Origin of the sequence: Cohnella pontilimi (assembly GCF_005049045.1) — a bacterium.
Taxonomy (GTDB): Bacteria; Bacillota; Bacilli; order Paenibacillales; family Paenibacillaceae; genus Cohnella; species Cohnella pontilimi.
In genome coordinates this window covers 360470-378690 of record NZ_SUPK01000005.1, presented here as the reverse complement: position 1 = coordinate 378690, position 18221 = coordinate 360470, and the positions used below count along the sequence as shown (strand labels likewise).

The 18221-nt window shown below is 51.5% G+C and carries 20 protein-coding genes; 4 read left to right on the top strand and 16 right to left on the bottom strand.

Features of this window, described 5'->3' with window-relative positions; genetic code table 11:
* Nucleotides 1–11: 11 nt before the first annotated feature.
* A complete protein-coding gene (locus E5161_RS12485; protein ID WP_246042203.1) occupies nucleotides 12–1142 on the bottom strand; it encodes a S1C family serine protease in 1131 nt (376 codons plus the stop codon).
* Nucleotides 1143–1309: 167 nt separating this feature from the next.
* Entirely contained in the window at nucleotides 1310–1513 is a 204-nt protein-coding gene (locus E5161_RS12480) for a hypothetical protein (RefSeq protein ID WP_136778137.1), read from the bottom strand.
* Between the two features lie 271 nt (nucleotides 1514–1784).
* On the opposite strand from E5161_RS12480, the gene E5161_RS12475 reads away from it, so the two are divergent.
* On the top strand, nucleotides 1785–3401 hold the full coding sequence (locus E5161_RS12475) for a nitrite/sulfite reductase (protein ID WP_136778136.1): 1617 nt from the start codon (nucleotides 1785–1787) through the stop codon (nucleotides 3399–3401).
* Between the two features lie 7 nt (nucleotides 3402–3408).
* Here E5161_RS12475 and E5161_RS12470 read toward each other — a convergent pair whose 3' ends face one another.
* Both E5161_RS12470 and E5161_RS12465 read right to left on the bottom strand, forming a co-directional pair.
* Nucleotides 3409–4347: an SDR family NAD(P)-dependent oxidoreductase gene (locus E5161_RS12470; RefSeq protein ID WP_136778135.1), complete on the bottom strand. Its 939-nt coding sequence runs from the start codon at nucleotides 4345–4347 to the stop codon at nucleotides 3409–3411.
* A gap of 4 nt (nucleotides 4348–4351) precedes the next feature.
* Nucleotides 4352–4927, bottom strand: a complete 576-nt coding sequence (locus tag E5161_RS12465) for a TetR/AcrR family transcriptional regulator (RefSeq protein ID WP_136778134.1) — start codon at nucleotides 4925–4927, stop codon at nucleotides 4352–4354.
* Nucleotides 4928–5113: 186 nt separating this feature from the next.
* Between E5161_RS12465 and E5161_RS12460 the strand changes: the two genes are divergently transcribed.
* Together E5161_RS12460 and E5161_RS20795 are read left to right on the top strand one after the other, a co-directional pair.
* Nucleotides 5114–5644: a hypothetical protein gene (locus E5161_RS12460; protein WP_136778133.1), complete on the top strand. Its 531-nt coding sequence runs from the start codon at nucleotides 5114–5116 to the stop codon at nucleotides 5642–5644.
* A complete protein-coding gene (locus E5161_RS20795; protein ID WP_169306681.1) occupies nucleotides 5641–5802 on the top strand; it encodes a hypothetical protein in 162 nt (53 codons plus the stop codon). Before E5161_RS12460 ends, E5161_RS20795 begins: the two co-directional genes overlap by 4 nt.
* Nucleotides 5803–5820: 18 nt before the next feature.
* Here the strand turns inward: E5161_RS20795 and E5161_RS12455 are convergent, their stop codons facing one another.
* The 11 genes from E5161_RS12455 to E5161_RS12405 all read right to left on the bottom strand — a co-directional run bounded on the left by E5161_RS12455 (nucleotide 5821) and on the right by E5161_RS12405 (nucleotide 14373).
* The gene (locus E5161_RS12455; protein WP_169306680.1) at nucleotides 5821–6624 is read right to left on the bottom strand and encodes a DUF817 domain-containing protein; all 804 of its coding nucleotides are present in this window, start codon (nucleotides 6622–6624) and stop codon (nucleotides 5821–5823) included.
* Between the two features lie 19 nt (nucleotides 6625–6643).
* Entirely contained in the window at nucleotides 6644–7177 is a 534-nt protein-coding gene (locus E5161_RS12450; RefSeq protein ID WP_136778131.1) for a DUF6886 family protein, read from the bottom strand.
* A gap of 12 nt (nucleotides 7178–7189) precedes the next feature.
* On the bottom strand, nucleotides 7190–7663 hold the full coding sequence (locus E5161_RS12445) for a VanZ family protein (protein WP_169306679.1): 474 nt from the start codon (nucleotides 7661–7663) through the stop codon (nucleotides 7190–7192).
* Between the two features lie 83 nt (nucleotides 7664–7746).
* The gene (locus tag E5161_RS12440; RefSeq protein WP_136778129.1) at nucleotides 7747–8481 is read right to left on the bottom strand and encodes a peptide ABC transporter permease; all 735 of its coding nucleotides are present in this window, start codon (nucleotides 8479–8481) and stop codon (nucleotides 7747–7749) included.
* An 87-nt stretch (nucleotides 8482–8568) separates the two neighbouring features.
* Nucleotides 8569–9420 (bottom strand): hypothetical protein, encoded by an 852-nt coding sequence (locus E5161_RS12435; RefSeq protein WP_136778128.1) that lies wholly within the window; start codon nucleotides 9418–9420, stop codon nucleotides 8569–8571.
* A gap of 178 nt (nucleotides 9421–9598) precedes the next feature.
* A complete protein-coding gene (locus E5161_RS12430) occupies nucleotides 9599–10984 on the bottom strand; it encodes a hypothetical protein (RefSeq protein ID WP_136778127.1) in 1386 nt (461 codons plus the stop codon).
* On the bottom strand, nucleotides 10974–11543 hold the full coding sequence (locus E5161_RS12425) for a sigma-70 family RNA polymerase sigma factor (protein ID WP_136778126.1): 570 nt from the start codon (nucleotides 11541–11543) through the stop codon (nucleotides 10974–10976). Before E5161_RS12425 ends, E5161_RS12430 begins: the two co-directional genes overlap by 11 nt.
* Nucleotides 11544–11670: 127 nt before the next feature.
* Nucleotides 11671–12060 (bottom strand): VOC family protein, encoded by a 390-nt coding sequence (locus E5161_RS12420; protein ID WP_136778125.1) that lies wholly within the window; start codon nucleotides 12058–12060, stop codon nucleotides 11671–11673.
* Between the two features lie 31 nt (nucleotides 12061–12091).
* Entirely contained in the window at nucleotides 12092–12592 is a 501-nt protein-coding gene (locus E5161_RS12415) for a DinB family protein (RefSeq protein WP_136778124.1), read from the bottom strand.
* Between the two features lie 111 nt (nucleotides 12593–12703).
* On the bottom strand, nucleotides 12704–13492 hold the full coding sequence (locus E5161_RS12410) for an ABC transporter permease (protein WP_136778123.1): 789 nt from the start codon (nucleotides 13490–13492) through the stop codon (nucleotides 12704–12706).
* The gene (locus E5161_RS12405; RefSeq protein WP_136778122.1) at nucleotides 13489–14373 is read right to left on the bottom strand and encodes an ATP-binding cassette domain-containing protein; all 885 of its coding nucleotides are present in this window, start codon (nucleotides 14371–14373) and stop codon (nucleotides 13489–13491) included. Before E5161_RS12405 ends, E5161_RS12410 begins: the two co-directional genes overlap by 4 nt.
* 132 nt (nucleotides 14374–14505) lie before the next feature.
* Between E5161_RS12405 and E5161_RS12400 the strand changes: the two genes are divergently transcribed.
* Nucleotides 14506–15258, top strand: coding sequence for a TetR/AcrR family transcriptional regulator (locus E5161_RS12400; RefSeq protein WP_136778121.1), 753 nt, complete (start codon nucleotides 14506–14508; stop codon nucleotides 15256–15258).
* Between the two features lie 52 nt (nucleotides 15259–15310).
* Here the strand turns inward: E5161_RS12400 and uvrA are convergent, their stop codons facing one another.
* The gene (gene uvrA / locus E5161_RS12395; RefSeq protein WP_136778120.1) at nucleotides 15311–18169 is read right to left on the bottom strand and encodes an excinuclease ABC subunit UvrA; all 2859 of its coding nucleotides are present in this window, start codon (nucleotides 18167–18169) and stop codon (nucleotides 15311–15313) included.
* Between the last annotated feature and the right edge of the window lie 52 nt (nucleotides 18170–18221).

Below are 18221 nucleotides of genomic sequence, written 5' to 3'. Positions count from 1 at the left end.
TTTCGTTACGCTTACTCCGGCAACGCGGTCGAGAGCGTCACATTTTTGTTCACCAAATCTCCGTCTCCGTTCAGGAGCGTGACCGCTGCCTTTTGACCCGGCAAATAAGCCTTCAGCACCTCGGTCAACTCCACAATCGTGGATACCGGCTTGCCGCCCACGGTGTAGATCCGGTCGCCGGCCTTAATTCCGGCGTTAGCGGCCTCCGCGGACGTTACGGCGGTGACGGTCATCGGCTCGTCCGTCGGCAGACCGACCACAGCGGACCAGCTTTCTTCCAGCTCCACGCCCAGTGATGGACGCATCACCTTGCCGTACTTCTCAAAATGGTTCAACACGTATTGCACGGTATCCGACGGAATCGCAAACCCCATGCTGTCGACTCCGACGGCCATAAACTTCAAGGAGTTGATGCCGACGATTTCTCCGCGCATATTCACCAAAGGCCCGCCGCTGTTGCCGGGATTGATGGCGGCGTCCGTCTGCAGCAGGTTGTAGTCGGAAGACACGGAGCGGTTCATGCCGCTGATCACACCGACCGTTGCCGAGTTTCGCAGCGAAAACGAAACAGGCGTGCCGATCGCGATGACGGTTTCTCCAACCTGCACTTTCAGCGGATTCGGAGCGAACGTGGCGGGCTTAAGCCCAGTGGCGGCAATTTTGACCAACGCCAGATCGCTCGCCGTATCGATTTGCTTGCGGGTTCCCTCATACTCTTTGCCGTCCGAGGTGACGACGACGATTCGCTTCATATCGCTGACGACATGCGCGTTGGTGACGATCCAGCCGTCCTTCTTCACGATCACGCCTGTGCCGTGTGCCAGAGAGAACCGGTTGTCCGCGTTCACGTCGTCCGGCTTGCCGATGATGGCGACGACCGAAGGGGAAACTCGCTTGATCACATCCGGCACGATAGAGCCGGGGCTGTAAGTGTACTTCTTAGAGGAAGAGTTGTAGGTACCTGTACCTCCCATGGCCGCGACGAGCGATGAAGCTTTGACGTACACTTCTCCGTTGATGACTTTGGCGTCCAGCGTCACTCCTCCGGAGCCTGCGGGGGTTGCCGCGACTGCGCTGCCGGCCGAGAGCAGCAAGATAAGGACCATGATGACGGCCGCCTTGCGGCGGCGATTGTTGAACAAGCGCCTCTCTCCCATCGGAAAATATTCCCTTTATTAAGTTCCTCTCACTTTACCTTATATCGACAAATTTGAACATGAAATGAGAGGAAATTTCGACAAAAAGCAAAAAAAAGAAGGCCGAAGAGCCTTCAAGCTCTTCGACCTTCCCGTCGTCCCCGTATCTGTTATTACCAACCGCTGATCATTTTTGCATCCGCAACCAGGAAGATCACAAGGGCAACCACTGCAAATCCGATAGCGAACATATTTTTGCGAGGCCGCTGCAGCAGCAGGCGTACCAGGCCGATCGCGATGATAATCGTGAACAGCAGCATAAAAATGTCGAATGGCGCGAATGTGCTGGTTTTCTCGGCCGTTTCCGCGAGGAACATGGAGGAACCTCCTTTGTCGTCATACGATACCCATCTTCATCTATGTTAGCTTTTGCCCGCCCCGCTTGCAAGTCCGATGTCACCGCCGTAACAACTTTGTCACAACATGAGGAGTCCGTGCCCAACTATAAGGTAAGCTAAGCCATCTTATCAGTAACTTTTATTTGTGGGCTCGGGCCATCTATGTTACGATCAGCAACAATCTCATACTATTTTAATCGGAATTATCGTTTCCGAGGAATCGGTTCCGGTGAAGGAAGGGAGTTTCCCCATGGCCTACGAAGCGATCTGGATGAAGGATCCGGAGAAGCTGAATAAATTCGAATTATATAAAATGGACAAAGACGGACTTGATATCATCCGGGACATTGTGGAGAAATACGCCAAGGAAGGCTTTGCTTCCATACCGGAAGCGGAATTCGGCCTGTTCAAATGGGCCGGCGTCTATCAGCAGAAGCCGAACGTCGGGCATTTCATGATGCGCGTCCGCATTCCGGGCGGCATTCTGTCGAGCGCGCAGGCCCGCGAATTGGCCGCCATCGGCCGGGACTACGGCCGCGGGTTGATCGATGTCACGACCCGCCAGGCGATTCAATATCATTGGCTCGAGATCGAACATATGCCGGATATTTTCCGCCGGTTGGAATCGGTCGGCATGTCCTCCTTCGAGGCATGCGGCGATTGCCCGCGCACCATTGTCGGCAATCCGCTCGCCGGCATTGACCCGCATGAGCTGTTCGACACGACGGCGCTGACGGAAGAGCTGGAGGGGCACTTCTTAGCCAACCGGGATTTTTCCAACCTTCCCCGGAAATATAAAATGTCCATTTCCTCCAATATTTATAATAGCTCCAACGCGGAAATCCAGTGCCTCGCATTCACGCCCGCTTCCAAAGTGATCGACGGTGCCGAAGTGCTCGGCTTCCACGTGTCGGTCGGCGGCGGATTGTCCGCGAAGCCGCACTTGGGCAAGCAGCTCGACATGTTCGTCCGTCAAGAAGAAATGCTGAAAGTGGCGATCGGCGTCACGACGATTTTCCGCGATTACGGATACCGCGAAAAACGCCACTATGCCCGCTTGAAGTTTTTGGTCGCCGAATGGGGTGTGGAGAAGTTTCAGGAGAAGCTGATCGAGCTGATCGGCCCTATGCCGGCATGCGGAGAAGACCGCACGATCGGCTGGAATGCCGCTTACTTCGACGGCGTCCATCCACAGAAGCAAGCCGGATTGAACTACGTCGGCCTGAACGTGCCGGTAGGCCGCACCAACAGTGATGAGTTCGAGCAGCTGGCCGATCTGGCCGACCGTTACGGCGACGGGAAACTCCGCACCACCATCACGCAAAACCTGATTCTGACCGGCGTCCCGGACGATAAAGTCGAAGAACTGCTGCAAGCTCCGGTACTGCAGCGCCTGACGCCGAATCCGAACCAGTTCATGAGCCGCGCGGTTTCCTGCACCGGCAACGAGTTTTGCAACTTGGCGATCGTGGAGACCAAAGAGCGCGCACGCCGCGTCGCCCAGTACCTTGACGAGAATGTCCGGTTGGATGAGCCGATTCGCATCCACTTCATCGGCTGCCCGAACAGCTGCGGACAGAAGCACGTGGCCGACATCGGTCTGCAAGGCTCGCTGATCAAGACGCCGGAAGGCATGGTCGACGCATTCGACATCGCCGTCGGCGGAACACTCGGCCCGGGCGCCAAGTATAACACCGCGCTGAAAGGCCGCGTCAAAGGCGACGAAGTGGCTGATCGGCTTGCGGAGCTGATTCACTTTTACAAGGGCTCCCGCCTGACAGACGAGTCGTTCCACGACTTCGTGCATCGCGTTGGCATCGAGGCGATGCAGGCCAAATGGGCCGAGATTCTTACTGTCGCGGTATGATCCTAAATCAGCTTACCGTCAGCTCGTTGCTGAGCGTCCATATTCTCTCGACATTTTGATCATCCGTGGCATAGCGGGGATAAGTCCCCGAACCGAAAATGTTTTTCAATTGCTCGAAACCTTTTTCGCTTGAAGAGGGTCGAACAAGTTCTCTTTTATGGTTGATCAGTTGGCCGGTAACCTTTTCGAATTCTGCCGAAGTGCAGATATGAAAATAGTTATCGGCCATTGCTGTCGGCAAAGGATTCGTCAGATTTTGGGCACGGGCGAGCACTTTCCAAACGCCTCTCATTTTCGCGATCGTCTCTTCGGATAGCTTCACCCGGTTGATTTGAAGGGCGTTGACCTTGATCCCCCGGCTTTTATACTCGTCTGCCATCTTGAAGGTCAGCATCAAAAGCGCCATTTTCGAGTCTCCGTACATTTTGTACATGTTATAACGCCGTGAGCCCCGATATTCGCCGCGCAGATTATCGAATTCGATTTCCCTTTTGGGGTCGAAGAAGTGTTTGATATTTGTGGTGCAGGCATTCAGAATTCTAGCGTCTTCCGATTTTTCGAGATGGTCGGCCAATAAACGCGTCATCAAAAAGGGGCCGAAGGCGTTCGTGGCAAAACTCAACTCGATCTGTTCAGGGCTCAGCTTATACTCTTTTTCGCCATGATTTAAGTAGGCGGCGTTATGGATCAAAATGTCCAAGCGCGGGTATTTGGCTTTAAAAGCTGAGCAAAATGTATGAATCGATTCGAAGGAAGAGACATCGAGTTCCATCAGATCTACGTTTGGATTGTTCGAAACCGAAGCGATATCTCTATGTACGACTCTACTCCTCTCCATACTGCGGCAAGCCATGATCACGCGATATCCTTCTGTCGCAAATTTGAGCGCCGCCGCTTTGCCGATCCCCGAATTCGCCCCTGTGATGATTACGATTTTGTCTTCCATATCTTTAGCCCCCCGCTTTTTTCCGCATTTTCGCTGCGGTGATGATATCCGTCGCCGTGCTGTCCATGATTTGCAACATCCGCTCCTCATCGAATTCGTCAGGCAGCAATCCGTTCGCCACCATCACCGAAAGACCGGTCTGGAAAATTTTCATTTTGAGCAAAATGGTCATCAGCTCCCCGTCCGTGAGACCCTGGAGATCGGGATCTTGCTTCATCAGTTCCACCAGCATGCCCATGTCCTGATCCTGATCGTTCCTATGATCGTTTTTCTTCATGACAAGATCTCGAAACAGGACGCTGTACTCCTTGGCGAACCGCAGGCTGGCTGCTCCGATATCGTGAAACGGATGCCCCGTATTTTGTTCCGTCAACAGTTGTTTGCTGATCGCGAACGTCTTTTGGATCACCTCTTGGATCAACTCGTTTACGTCTTTAAAATTCACATAAATCGGAGCGATGGAGCTCCCCAGTCTGTCCGCCACCTTACGGATCGTAATACCGTCAAAGCCGTCCGTTCTCGCGATTTCAAAAGCTGCATCGATGATTTGGTCCTTCGTGAACTTAGTTTTCGGCGCCATCTCGAGCTCCTTTTATCTATGTGTTTCAGTTGATACATATCAAACGATATATATTATGGATTATACAGCTTTTGGGAAGGAGCACAACCATTTTTCTGAAAAAAGATGTAAGCAATGCTGCAGGGTTATTTTCCCCGGCCTTTGTCCCATACTAGAGGGGAATCCAACAACTGGGAGGAAATCCATTTGCGCAAAACCATTTTGGCCGCGGCGGTCAGCCTTTCGCTTGTCCTTTCCGCACCTTCCGCCTTTGCGGCGACACATCCGATACAGCACCATTCCGGCGGCGATCACCGGCCCGAACATCACCAACATCCCGACATCGATTGGTCCGCAGCACCCGCTGATATCAGAGCGCTTAAGGCACAGTTGGATCAATTGCGTGCCGAACAAAAAGGCTTGTACGAGCAAATGCGCCAGCAGCGGGATCGCATCAAGTCCGCGCATCGCGGCTTGAGCGAGGAAAAGCGTCAGGCTCTAAGCGGCGAAGCCAAAGAGCAAATGAAGCAGCTGTTTGAAGCCAGCAAAGCGCTGCGGGAGTTGAAGGATAAAACGCATGCGGCTTGGGACGAATTTTATAAGCACAGTCAAGCGAAAGAGTGGACGGCCGCGAAGAAAGACATGGAGAGCATCATCGCTCTGAAGCGGGAAGCGGTGGCCAAACAAAAAAATGTGGTGCTGATCCAACAGCGCTTGGCGGAGTTGATCAAGAAATGAGTGAAAAAGAATACCGATATGCCGATTTGAAGCCGGAAGTGGTGGAAGAGATTCGTTTGACGGAGAAACGGATCTCGGAGAAAACCGGTCAGCCGATCACCCTCATTGCTTATCGTTCGGATGCCGCGGCGGAGGAAGATCCCACCGCCATGATCTAGGCCAAAAAAGGACGGTCCCTACAAGGACCGTCCGGTTTTAATTCGGGTGAATCTGCGCGGCAAAAGACGGTATTTCAAATCTTTCAGCTGCACGACCGCGATGATGCTGATGATCACCAGTAGAAACCACGAGCTGATTTTGCCCCAGTGAACGAGGTTCCAAGCCGCCGTTTGGTTCGGATATTGCCATGCGCCCAGAAACGTCGAAATATTTTCCGCAATCCAAATGAAGAACGCGATCAGCAAAAACGAAAGCAAGATGTGCATCCCGTATGTTCGCCCATTTACGGTAAATCGGACTACCGTACGCGGAAATAAGGGAACGAGCAGCGCTGTCAACACCCACCGGAAATCGGGAAGCACATGGTGGGTAAAGAAGTTCGCGTATATCGCGATCGCCATGGCAGTCGTCCATACCCCGTTCGGCCACCGGTCGAATTGCAGGTCGAATCTTCTCCACGCCTGACAAATGTAACTCGCCACACTCGCATACATAAATCCGCTATACAGCGGAACGCCGGCCACCTTCGTCCAGGCCTCTCCGGGATATGACCACGATCCCGCATTTACTTTAAACAGCTCCAGCCCTAGCCCGATCAAGTGAAACAAAGTGATGACTTTCAATTCGTCCGTCGTTTCGAGCCGGAATTTCACCATCGCAGCCTGTGCCGCCAAGCCGATAAGCAGCAACAAATCATAACGATGAATATATGGAATATCGATCACCTTGGTAAGCGCCATGCCGGCGAACAGGATGACCGGGAAAATACAGCAAAGCGCTTGTTTCCAAGCGAAAATGAAAAGTGTGCGAACGAAAGTCACGCGGCCGCTCTCCCCGCAGTTATACTTGTTTCGGCATTGCATTCCGAAAACGAATGATGGAAAACCGATCCACGCTGGATGACAGGATCGCATTCCGAATCGTATGAAGCTCGGGAACAAACCGAAGCTCCACATCTGGGCGGGACAGGACACGCGATAGAAGATCTCCTGTCGGCTGCACCGACAGCGGTTCGACGGGATGGCGTGAAATATAATAACCCGCCGTCTCATCTCGCAGTTCGAAGCCGTGGCTGTCTAAACGGTATTCATATAACCGGGTTGAACGAATCGTGTCCAGCCAGGTTGACTCCACCACAATTACCGTGTCAGCAGAAGAGGAGCCGAAAAAACGGCCCAAGTCCTCCTCGCTCACTTTTGGCGATTGGCGATAAATTACCCTCGGACATTCGCGCGGCAGCCAATAGTTCACGGCATGCGTCTCGTCGATCGCCCACACCAGCGCAGGTCCCGTAGGGTCGCTGGATACAGGGCGAGGCACGAACCGTAGAATATCCGGCTCTTCGCTGTAATGATAGAGATTGTCAGGAACCATCTCTTCACGTCCTTAACTTTTCGCCGATCTAAATATCAACCGGGAAAGGATATATCCGACAATCGCGCCAATGGAATTCAAGATGATATCGTCGACGTCGAAAGCTCCGGTGAACGTGAACTTCTGGATCAGTTCCACCCCGAGAAGGACGAGCAGCAACACGATGAAGAATCGGGGAAAAGACCGCATCCACCCGCTCAACAATGGAGCAAGGAAACCGAACGGCAGGAACAATACGAGGTTCCCGAAAAACACTTGAAACCAAACATCGAAGTTATAAAGATCGGAATGATATAAATAGCCGTCGATCGTGCGGAAAGGAATCAAGTTCGCATACGGCCGGTCCCACGATAGGATATTCGGGTGGCTGAGCACGATGTGTCTGCGATCCCGGATGAATAGAAGGTATATGAGAACAGCTCCATACAAGACGGTAGTGAGCCAGATAAAGGCTCGGAGCCAACGACTACGGATTACAGGTTTCATGTTTGCTACCCCGTTTTCGTTTGCCATATACTTGTTTTATCATAACCCAGTCGAACGTCGGACTCCATTAGAAATATATCGCATTAATCGCTAAGGTAGTCTTCCTTGATGAGCTTCCATGACTTTTTCGAATATACTAACCAAGCCTTGTAATCCTTTATTTCCTCCCGAAAGTCGTTTACTTTATCCATATCCGTGTAATGACCGATCGCGGTAATCGGTATTTTTAATTCAGTTGTACTCTTGATTACTCTCGATAAATCGATGAACAATCCGTCTCTCGTGCATTCTAGAAGTACCGAAGAAAGTTCAATCGGAATATCGTGAAATTTTCTCCCGGTTAACTTCTGAAGTTTCAATGCAATCACTCTGGCTAAAAGATTTTTATAATCATCCAGCTCCGTAACATAGAGCTTGTTGAACCAACCGTCATCATGCGCATAATAGGCAAATCTTCTCATCGGTATTTGATTTAAAGGTTTAGCACGATGAGCAAAAAACAATAATTCCGCGATTTGTTTGTCGGTTAACCCATCCAAGTCCTGCTCGTTTGAAAAATCGACCCAGCAAAAGTCGCCATAGCCATAAACATCATCCTCGATCAAATCATGAAGATTTTGCTTCGTCACATACTCAAAGCCGGAATGTTGATTCCACTGTGCATGGTGAAAGCTATGTTTCAGCAGTAACAGATTCTCCGGACTATTGGGTACACAGTTCATAAACTCACGGAATTCGATTCCGTAAGAATAAAAACATTTCGTCTGATGCTCGCCGCTTATGTATAGGAGATCCCTAATTTTCTTTCTTTTCCTCATCACAGATGCCCCTCAAAAGAAATTGTACAAATAAAAACGGATGCCGCAGCGGCATCCGTTATTCCTCATGCGGCAGCCTGTCTGTTGTTATCCGGCACTTCTTTTTAAGAAAAAATCTAAGTCCGGCTTCTCAGCAATCTCTTCCGAATCCCACTCTTCCGCCGCTGCCAATTTTAAATACTTACCTGCATGGGTCGCGTAATATTGATAGTGTGGAAACCGGCTAATTTGATCAAAGTAACGAATCGATTCTTCCTTGTTTCTCTGTCGGTAATAAATGAGTCCCAAAAAATAGTGCAGCACAATCGGGGGTTCTTTCGATTCGCCTTGTTGTTTTGTGGATATCGCTTGAACCAGCTTAACTTTGCTCTTCTCCAATTTTCCGTCAAAGTAATCTCGAATGGCTGATAAGAACAATACGCCTTCTTTTACGATTTTATTCTCGCTGCCTTCATTCATGAAGGCTCGATGCCGTCTTATTAGATACGCGGCTTCAGTAAAATTCCGCAGCATGAAATGCACGTAAATCAGTTGGATAAAGTAAGAAATCCTCAGTTCCTCGGTGACCAGCTTATTCGGATTCATTTTTTTTAAAATTTCAAGTGCCTTTAAGAAGTTACCGCTTTTACTGATATAACTTGCTCTATGTATATTCAGTACATCCTTAACCGGCTGACGTTTATTTACCGTTGCCAGCAGGTCTTCTATTGAAGCGGCTGCATCATTCGGATTAAAAGTCGATTCATATTTATTTGTGATTTCGTGAATCATTTTGCCAAAATCTCGAAAAATAATGAAGTGGTAGATTGTCCGAATGCCGTAGTAAGCGGGAAGTAGTAACGCAATTACGTAAGAAGGCCAAGAAGAATCAAAATGATATAGTACTCCAAACAGCATACCGAAATAAATAACCGGGTACATCATTTTAAGTAACTTCATACATACGCTCCCATAACCCTGGCTGTGATTTTAATGCCGTCGCTTGACTGCATAGCAATATGACCTTATAGTATCACATCGCTTAGCCAAACTGGGAAATTCTACATTTGATGTTAGCGGAACAGCCTGCCGGTTGGCGCCGGCAGGCTGTGTTATTGGGCTTTCTGAGTATTAAAACTCAATGCAGATCTCGGAGTATCCATGGTCCTTTAATCACGATTTGCGGCTCGCCCATGTAGAAAGTGATTTCTTTCTGTCCCGGTTCTACATCCAGCCATTCAAATTCTAAGGCTCTGGTTTGCTCATTGATCTTTGAGGTATGGGATATGCCGAAACCATCCTGATCAAAGAGTCTATAACTCTGCAGTGTTTTGGATTGTGCAGCGTCGAAATGAACATCGACAGACACCCGCACAGTTCGTTCATTTACACGCTCTACTTGAGTGAAATCAACAGGAAATCCGTCAAGCGCACTTGTAACATGAATATTTTGCGACCCTTGCTGAGGAACAGGCAGCGTGACTTTTTCATGCTGCACTCCCATGTCCTCGACCCTGATATAAGGGATGGTCAGTGTGTAATGCTCCGCACCTCCTGTTGAATCGTCAAAAAGGATGTCTCTCGGTTTCACGAAACCTATATCCTTTAGTACTTCGTACATCTTCCCATTACTGTCTGTCACTTCGAGTTTTTGCTCCCCAGTAATCGGCTCTTTACTAAAAGAATCCACGATCTGCAGCTGGGGAAGCTGTGTAAGGAGGTTTACTTTCACGCGCTGTCCATCGAGCCTGGTGACCACTCCGGTAATCCGAATGCCGTTTTGTGTGTCACTTGGGCCGAAGCTTATCATATTTTCCGCACTTTGTGCCTCTTCCAGATCGAGAGGAACGACAGAATTGCCGAATCGCAACTTAACTTGACTAAGCGCAGTAATGGGGATTTGTCCCTGATAATAATATCCGGCCTCCCAAGGCCCCCCACTTCCCCAGCTTGCGGAACCTCGCTTAAACTCATATTCGCCATGTGCTGTACTGAGAATAATACTGTCGTCTGTTTTGTCCGAGAGATCGTCGCCACTGAGGGCGATTTCCCCGCCGGTACTCCGGATGACCAGCCCGTCGATCGTAACGGTGTCGTATTCACCTTGGAATTCCACCGGTTTTTGGAGAACAAATACCGGTTGTGCGGAATCGTCCTTTTGTTGAACGTAGCCGAAGCCGGGAATGAATTGCAGCGCCTTTTTCAATTGCGCCTGAACGTCGGGAGAAATGGATATGAGAAGCATACAGATGACTGCAGCAGCGCTAACGGCGGCCAACCACTTTCCGACGACCCTGCGTCGAGATCGTCTATTCTCTTGCATCAACGGTTCGCTAGCTTGTAAATCGTTCTCCCGTTCCGGATAACCCAATTTCTCGAACGTCCTTTTTTTCATCCGATGCCAAGCCTTATCATCCGGCCCTGTTTCCTCGTCAGGCTGAACGGAGCTCAAGCCTTTCAATTCCTGCGGATCCTCACTATCCGTCCAATCGAACAGCCACTTGTCTTCGTCCCTATTTTGCATGCTTGATGCCAGTCCCCCTTTCTTGGAGCTTCTCTTTGAACTCTTTACGTATACGATAAAGACGGTTTTCCACGGCTTTATTGGTAATACCGAGTGCTTTCGCAATTTGCTCTACGGATTCATAATAAAAATACCTTTTGTAGAATATCGTACGGTCCGGCTCCGTCAGGGCGTTGACCATGTTCCTCATTTCCATGGAGGCTTCTTTTGAAAGGACCGCTTCCTCTATGTTTTCGCCTGAACTCTCGCTGGCATCAATTTCAACGGTTCCAGGTTGTCGCAACAGTTTTCGCCTGACATCCAACGCGATGTATTTGGCTAGCACCAATAACCACGTTTTTAACGTACCTCTTGTCGAATCGAATTGGTCGATCCGTCTCCAGGCTGTTACGAATACATCGCTGACACACTCTTCCGTATCCTCGACACGGCCTGTTCCAGCCAAAATCCGGCTCACGAGCCCGTAAACACTGTTCCCGAATTGGTCCATTAATCGTTCGAGCGCCATCGTACGGTGGTTACGTAAGGCGTCCACCAGGACTTGTTCTTCTGTGTCCATTTTTTCTCCCTTTCGCACCACATGTTCTTTCTGTATAGTACTACGTCATTCATTTTCGAAATCCCTCAAGAAGACACAAAAAAGCTGCCAAGCGATGAACCTCGGCAGCCTTCCGTTCTCTATGGGTTCAATTGCTCGCAATCTCCCAAATATGTCCTGCCGGGTCAGCGAAGCAAGCAGTGCGTATTCCCCAGGGCCGGTCCATTGGACCGTTAAGTAGAGCAACGCCGCGTGTTTTTAAGTCATGACATACTGCATCCACATCGTCCACCCGGATGGTAAACTGGAAACGAGATCCGGACTCTCGGCTTGCGACCGTGCCCGGATGAATCAGTTCGTATGATTCGGTAATATCCAGAAGGTTAATGCTCATATTTCCGAAGTTGAATACCGCAGAAGCCTCGTCTTCATATACGGCGGACAAGCCAAATACTTTTTGATAGAACGTCTTCGTCCCTTTTAAATCTTCCACGAACAACGTGATCACATCCACATTCATCGACCCTAATGTCCGCATGCCTACACCCCTTAACATTTTATAGAGAAATTTATACCCGAAGCTTCTGTTCCAGTTCACTCTTCTGGCGCAAGTGATGGCGAAAATGCATCCCGACTAAATCGAACCACTCCCGTGCGGTGAGCCACCCAAAACCGTCATGTCTGACTTTATAGTTTGGGGTTACCGCATCTACCTTTCCCTCCCATTCAGACATTCTCTTCAGCACCGAATCGAGACCGCGCATAAGGTCATCTACGGTTTCCGAATTACTGGGGGAATTCTCAGGTCCGTCCGGCAATTTGATTTTTATCGGAGGGAATGAACCCGCTTTAAATAATTGATCGCCGGCCTCCGTCTTTCCCAGCCGTTGCTCTACTTTAGCGGATGCACAACTTTGCACTTGATCGAGATAGTCAAGCGCAGTAAGGATCATGTGATCGTACATTTGGCCGAGAGACCAAACTCCCGGCTCGGATATGTATCTTAATTGGTCGATGGAATAACGCATGAGTTGGCTTTTGTAATCATCTATTACTTCTGCGTAACTCAAAATGCATCACCTTCCATTGTGTTAATCTCAGTTATTTCTCCTATATTATAGCGGAATAGTTGAAAGGCTACCGATCATTTTTGATGGGTAGCCTGATCATTCATATAGCTGTTATCTTCGTCCTGCCTTACGATGAAAACTCCAAGAAGCCCACAAATAGGATCCGGCAAGAATGAGTGCACACCATCCGACTGCCCAATAAGCGGAGTCATGAATGGGGCTTCCTGTTAGGAGCCCGCGAATCGTCTCGATGATCGGCGTGATGGGCTGGTTATCGGCTACTCCACGCAGCCAGGCCGGCATCGTGTGAGTCGGAACGAATGCGCTTGAAAGATAAGGGAGAAAAAGCAGGGCGAATCCGTAGCCGCTCGCGGCCGACGGACTGCCGGCGACGAGACCGATGGCCGCGTAGAGCCAAGTAATGGCGAGTATGAAGAGGGTGATCACACCGACTGCGGCGAGCCACTCCACAAAGCCGGCAGATGGGCGGAACCCTACGAGCAAAGCCAAGCCGAACACGACGGCGGTTGCGACGAGATTTCGGGCGAGGCTCGCAATCACGTGTCCTACAATCACACTCATACTGCGAATTGGCATCGTTCGAAACCGGTCAATGATACCGTTCGTCATATCTCCGGCCACATCGACCGCAGCGCTCGAAGATCCGAATCCTGCGCAGAGAAGAATAATGCCCGGCACCACATAGTTGACGTAATTGCCGCCCGGATCAAGGGCGCCTCCAAAAACGTAGGTGAAGAGCAGCATGAGCATGATCGGAAGCATGATAGCCATGATCAAGGCCTCCGTGTTGCGCACGCTGTGAAGAATGCTCCGTTGAATGAAAACCGCATGGGTGGCACCGACAGATGCCGATTGGGCCGGTTTGATTTGAGCGATCATATGGCGGATTCCTCCCGTTCTTGAGTCGTCAAAGCCACAAATACATCTTCCATGCTCGGTCTGCGAATGTTGATCCGCGATCCCTCAGGAGCGGTGAGGACCAACTCGTCAATGGTCTTTTTGACTTCCCGTATGCTGCTGCCGGCCGGGATCTCACGAATGATTTCATCCTGCTGATCTCGAAGCTCAACGACTTCACCGCCGATGCGGGATTTCAATTGATCCGCCGTTCCTTCCGCTACGACGCGGCCGCCGGCGATTACCGCAATGGCATCCGCCAATTGATCTGCTTCCTCCAAATATTGCGTCGTGAGGAAAACCGTAACGCCATTCCGGGCAAGCTGCCGGATATGATCCCACAATGCCCGTCTGCTCTGGGCATCCAGACCTGTGGTGGGTTCATCGAGGAATAGAATCGGCCGGTTTACCACTAGACTTAGCGCCAAGTCCAGCCGACGGCGCATGCCTCCCGAAAAAGTTTTCACTCTTTTGCGTGCTGATGCTGTGAGATCGAAGATCTCCAACAGCTCGGCCGCTCTTATGCGTGCCTCCGCTTTCGTAAGTCCGGAAAGCCTGCCGATCATGCGCAGGTTCTCCTCTGCGGTTAGCACCTCATCCACCGCGGCGAACTGGCCGGTCAGACTGATGGACCTTTTTACACTTTCCTTCTCGGTGATATCGTGACCGGCTACCCGTACGCTTCCCGAATCCGGAGTGACCAACGTGGAAAGGATGTTGATTATCGTCGTCTTACCTGCACCGTTCGGGCCAAGAAGTGCAAAGATGGACCCGGCCGGAACCGAAAGGTCAATCCCGTCCAATACGTTATGTTGACCGAATGCTTTGCGCAGTCCTTTCATCTCAATGGCTGCTGTCATCATTTTTCGATCTCCTTTCTGTTTACACAATAAACAGTATGTTGCATACACAGTATATTCCGTATACAGTTATTGTGCAAGGATTATTTTTGGGATGAATTTAGCAGATATCGGACATTTGGGAGGACTTACACCATGGAAGGCGATATAGAGGCAAAGCTGCCGCGGGGAGTGGCGATGAGTTGGGGGCTTGTCAAGCAGCCTCAGCGGGGGCCGAAGCGTGAAATGAGCATCGAACAAATCGTGGATACGGCGGTTTCCATTGCGGACAAGGAGGGGTTATCCGCCGTTTCCATGAACCGGGTTGCGGCTTCGCTGGGTTTTACCACGATGTCCCTCTATAGGTACATTCCCAGCAAGGACGACTTATTGTTGTTGATGCAGGAAGCCGTGTCTTATATAGATCTCCCAGATAAGGCGGAGAACTGGCGGGATAATCTTCGGACGTATGTTCGCATTACGATGCCGGTGTTCCGGGAGCATCCTTGGTTTGGAGATATTCCGATTTCAGGAGTCCCCTTGACGCCGAACAACCTTCGGATGGTGGATTGGGTGCTAGGGGCTATGGCGGGACTCCGTCTCCACGACAGCGAGAAAATGTCCATTATCCTTCTGTTAAGCAGTTATGCGCGCGCAACCGGCATGTTGGCTCGGGATATGGAAAGAGCCATTCGAGCGGGCAGCAGCCCGGAAGCTTTCAGCGGAACGGATTACAGCACCGCCCTGAAACAACTGGTGACGAAGGATCGCTTTCCGAACTTGCATCCGGTTATGATGTCCGGTGCGTATACTGGGGAAAATGAGGCAGATCACACCGTCGATAATGATTTTGATTTCGGTCTCGAACGGATATTGGACGGCATCGAGCATTACCTCAGTTCCAAATAAAAAATGAGCAACACAAGGGAATTTAACCTTTGCGTTGCTCATTTTCATCTTGTTATGCCTTGGCGAGTGCCGCCTCGGTGCGGGCGCGGTCGCGCTCCAGGATCGGACCGAGGTATTTGCCGGTGTAGGACTTCACGTTTTTGGCGACTTCCTCGGGCGTGCCGGTCGCGACGATCGTGCCGCCGCCGTTGCCGCCTTCGGGACCGAGGTCGACCAGGTAGTCGGCAGTTTTGATCACATCGAGGTTATGCTCGATGACCAGAACGCTCTCACCGGAGTCGACCAAGCGCTGCAGCACTTGCAACAGGCGGTCGATATCGTCGACATGCAAGCCGGTCGTCGGCTCGTCGAGAATGTAGAGCGTTTTGCCGGTGCTGCGGCGGTAGAGCTCGGCGGCCAGCTTCACGCGCTGGGCTTCGCCGCCCGACAGCGTCGTAGCCGGCTGGCCGAGATTCATATAACCGAGACCGACGTCCAATAGGGTCTGCAGTTTGCGATGGATCTTGGGAATGTTCACGAAAAACTCCGTGGCGTTCTCGATCGTCATCTCCAGCACTTCCGCAATGTTTTTCCCTTTGTACTTCACTTCCAGCGTTTCGCGGTTGTAACGTTTGCCCTTGCACACTTCACAAGGCACGTAGACGTCGGGCAAAAAGTGCATCTCGATTTTGATAATACCGTCGCCTTTGCAGGCTTCGCAACGCCCGCCCTTCACGTTAAAGCTGAAGCGGCCTTTTTTATAGCCGCGCACTTTGGCTTCGTTCGTCATCTCGAACACGCCGCGGATGTCGTCGAACACGCCGGTGTATGTTGCCGGGTTGGACCGCGGTGTACGCCCGATCGGCGACTGGTCGATGTCGATGACCTTCTCCAGGTGCTCGATTCCGAGAAACTCCTTGTGCGCTCCCGGACGGGTTTTGGCTTTGTTCAGGTCGCGGGCCAACGTCTTATACAAAATCTCGTTCACCAGCGTCGATTTGCCGGAGCCGGATACGCCCGTCACTGCGGTGAACACGCCGAGCGGGAACTTGGCGTTCAGATTTTTCAGGTTGTTCTCTTTCGCGCCTTTGATTTCCAGCCATTTGCCGTTCGGCTTGCGTCGCTTAAGCGGCACGGGGATAAACTTACGCCCGCTCAAATACGCGCCTGTCAACGATTTCTCGTCGGCCATCACTTCGTTCGGAGTGCCCTGCGCGATGATCTGTCCTCCGTGGATGCCGGCGCCGGGTCCGATGTCGATGATGTAGTCCGCTGCCAGCATCGTATCTTCGTCGTGTTCCACGACGATCAGCGTATTGCCGAGATCCCGCATATGTTCCAGCGTGCGGATAAGCCGGTCGTTGTCCCGTTGGTGCAGCCCGATGCTGGGCTCATCCAGAATGTACAGTACGCCCATCAGACTCGAGCCGATCTGGGTGGCCAGCCGGATCCGCTGCGCTTCCCCGCCGGACAAGGTTCCGGCCGCGCGGGACAGCGTCAAATAGTCCAGTCCGACGTTCACCAGGAAGCCAAGCCGGTTGTTGATTTCCTTCAAAATGAGGTTGGCGATCGACCGATCTTTGGTGCTTAACTCCAGTCCGTCGAAAAACTTCTGCGCTTCTCCGATTGACAAGGCCGTCACATACGCCATATTCTGGCTGCCGACCGTCACAGCCAGCGATTCTTTCTTAAGGCGGTGTCCATGACACGTGCCGCACGGCCGAGCGCTCATATACGCTTCGATAAACTCGCGGATCCCGTCGGAACCCGTATCCCGGTAGCGTCGTTCCAGGTTGTGAACAATTCCTTCGAACGGAACTTGCGCGTCGCGCGTATGGCCGAATTCGTTCTCATAGCGGAAGCGGATGCGTTCGCCGCCCGTTCCGTAAAGAAGAATGTGCATATGCTTGTCGCTGAGTTTTTCAACGGGGACGTTGGTTTTGATACCGTAATGGGAGCAAACCGCAGCAAGAAACTGCGGGTAGTAGGTCGATGTGCTTCCGGCCCATGCCTCGAAGGCGCCTTCGTCGATGCTTTTGCTGCGATCCGGCACCAGCAGGTCGGGGTCGACGACCATTTTGGCGCCTAAGCCGTCACACTCCGGACACGCGCCGAAAGGCGAGTTGAATGAGAACATCCGCGGAGCCAGCTCGTCGATCGAGAAGCCGCAAACCGGACAAGCCAGATTGGAGTTGAACATCAGCTCTTCCTTGTCCATGACGTCCACGATGACTTTGCCATCGGCGAGCTTCAGCGCCGTTTCGAGCGAATCGGCCAGCCTCGCGGACACGTCTTCCTTGACGACGATGCGGTCCACGACGATTTCCACCGAATGCTTCTTGTTTTTCTCCAGCTCGATTTTCTCCGACAGGTCGCGGATTTCTCCGTTGACGCGCACGCGGACGAAGCCTTGCTTCTGCGCGTCGGCGAGCAGTTTGACATGTTCGCCTTTACGGCCGGATACAATCGGAGCCAAAATCTGCATTCGGGTCCGTTCCGGATATTCGAGCAGCCGGTCGACCATCTGTTCCACCGTCTGCGAGGTAATTTCCACTCCGTGCTCCGGGCAATGAGGCTTCCCGATCCGGGCGAACAACAGACGTAAATAGTCGTAAATCTCCGTTACCGTCCCGACGGTAGAACGCGGATTTCGGCTCGTCGTCTTCTGGTCGATCGAAATGGCGGGCGACAGTCCGTCGATCGAGTCGACGTCGGGTTTGTCCATTTGACCGAGGAATTGTCTCGCATAGGCGGAAAGAGACTCCACATAGCGGCGCTGGCCTTCGGCATAAATCGTGTCAAACGCCAGCGACGATTTGCCGGAGCCGGACAGGCCGGTAAGCACCACGAATTTGTCACGCGGAATGGTGACGTCGATATTTTTGAGATTGTGCGCTCTCGCACCCTTGATCACGATACGCTCGTTGGCCAAAGAATAAAAGCCCCTTTCGCGACAACGAGGCCGGGCTTTCGCAAAGCCGGCC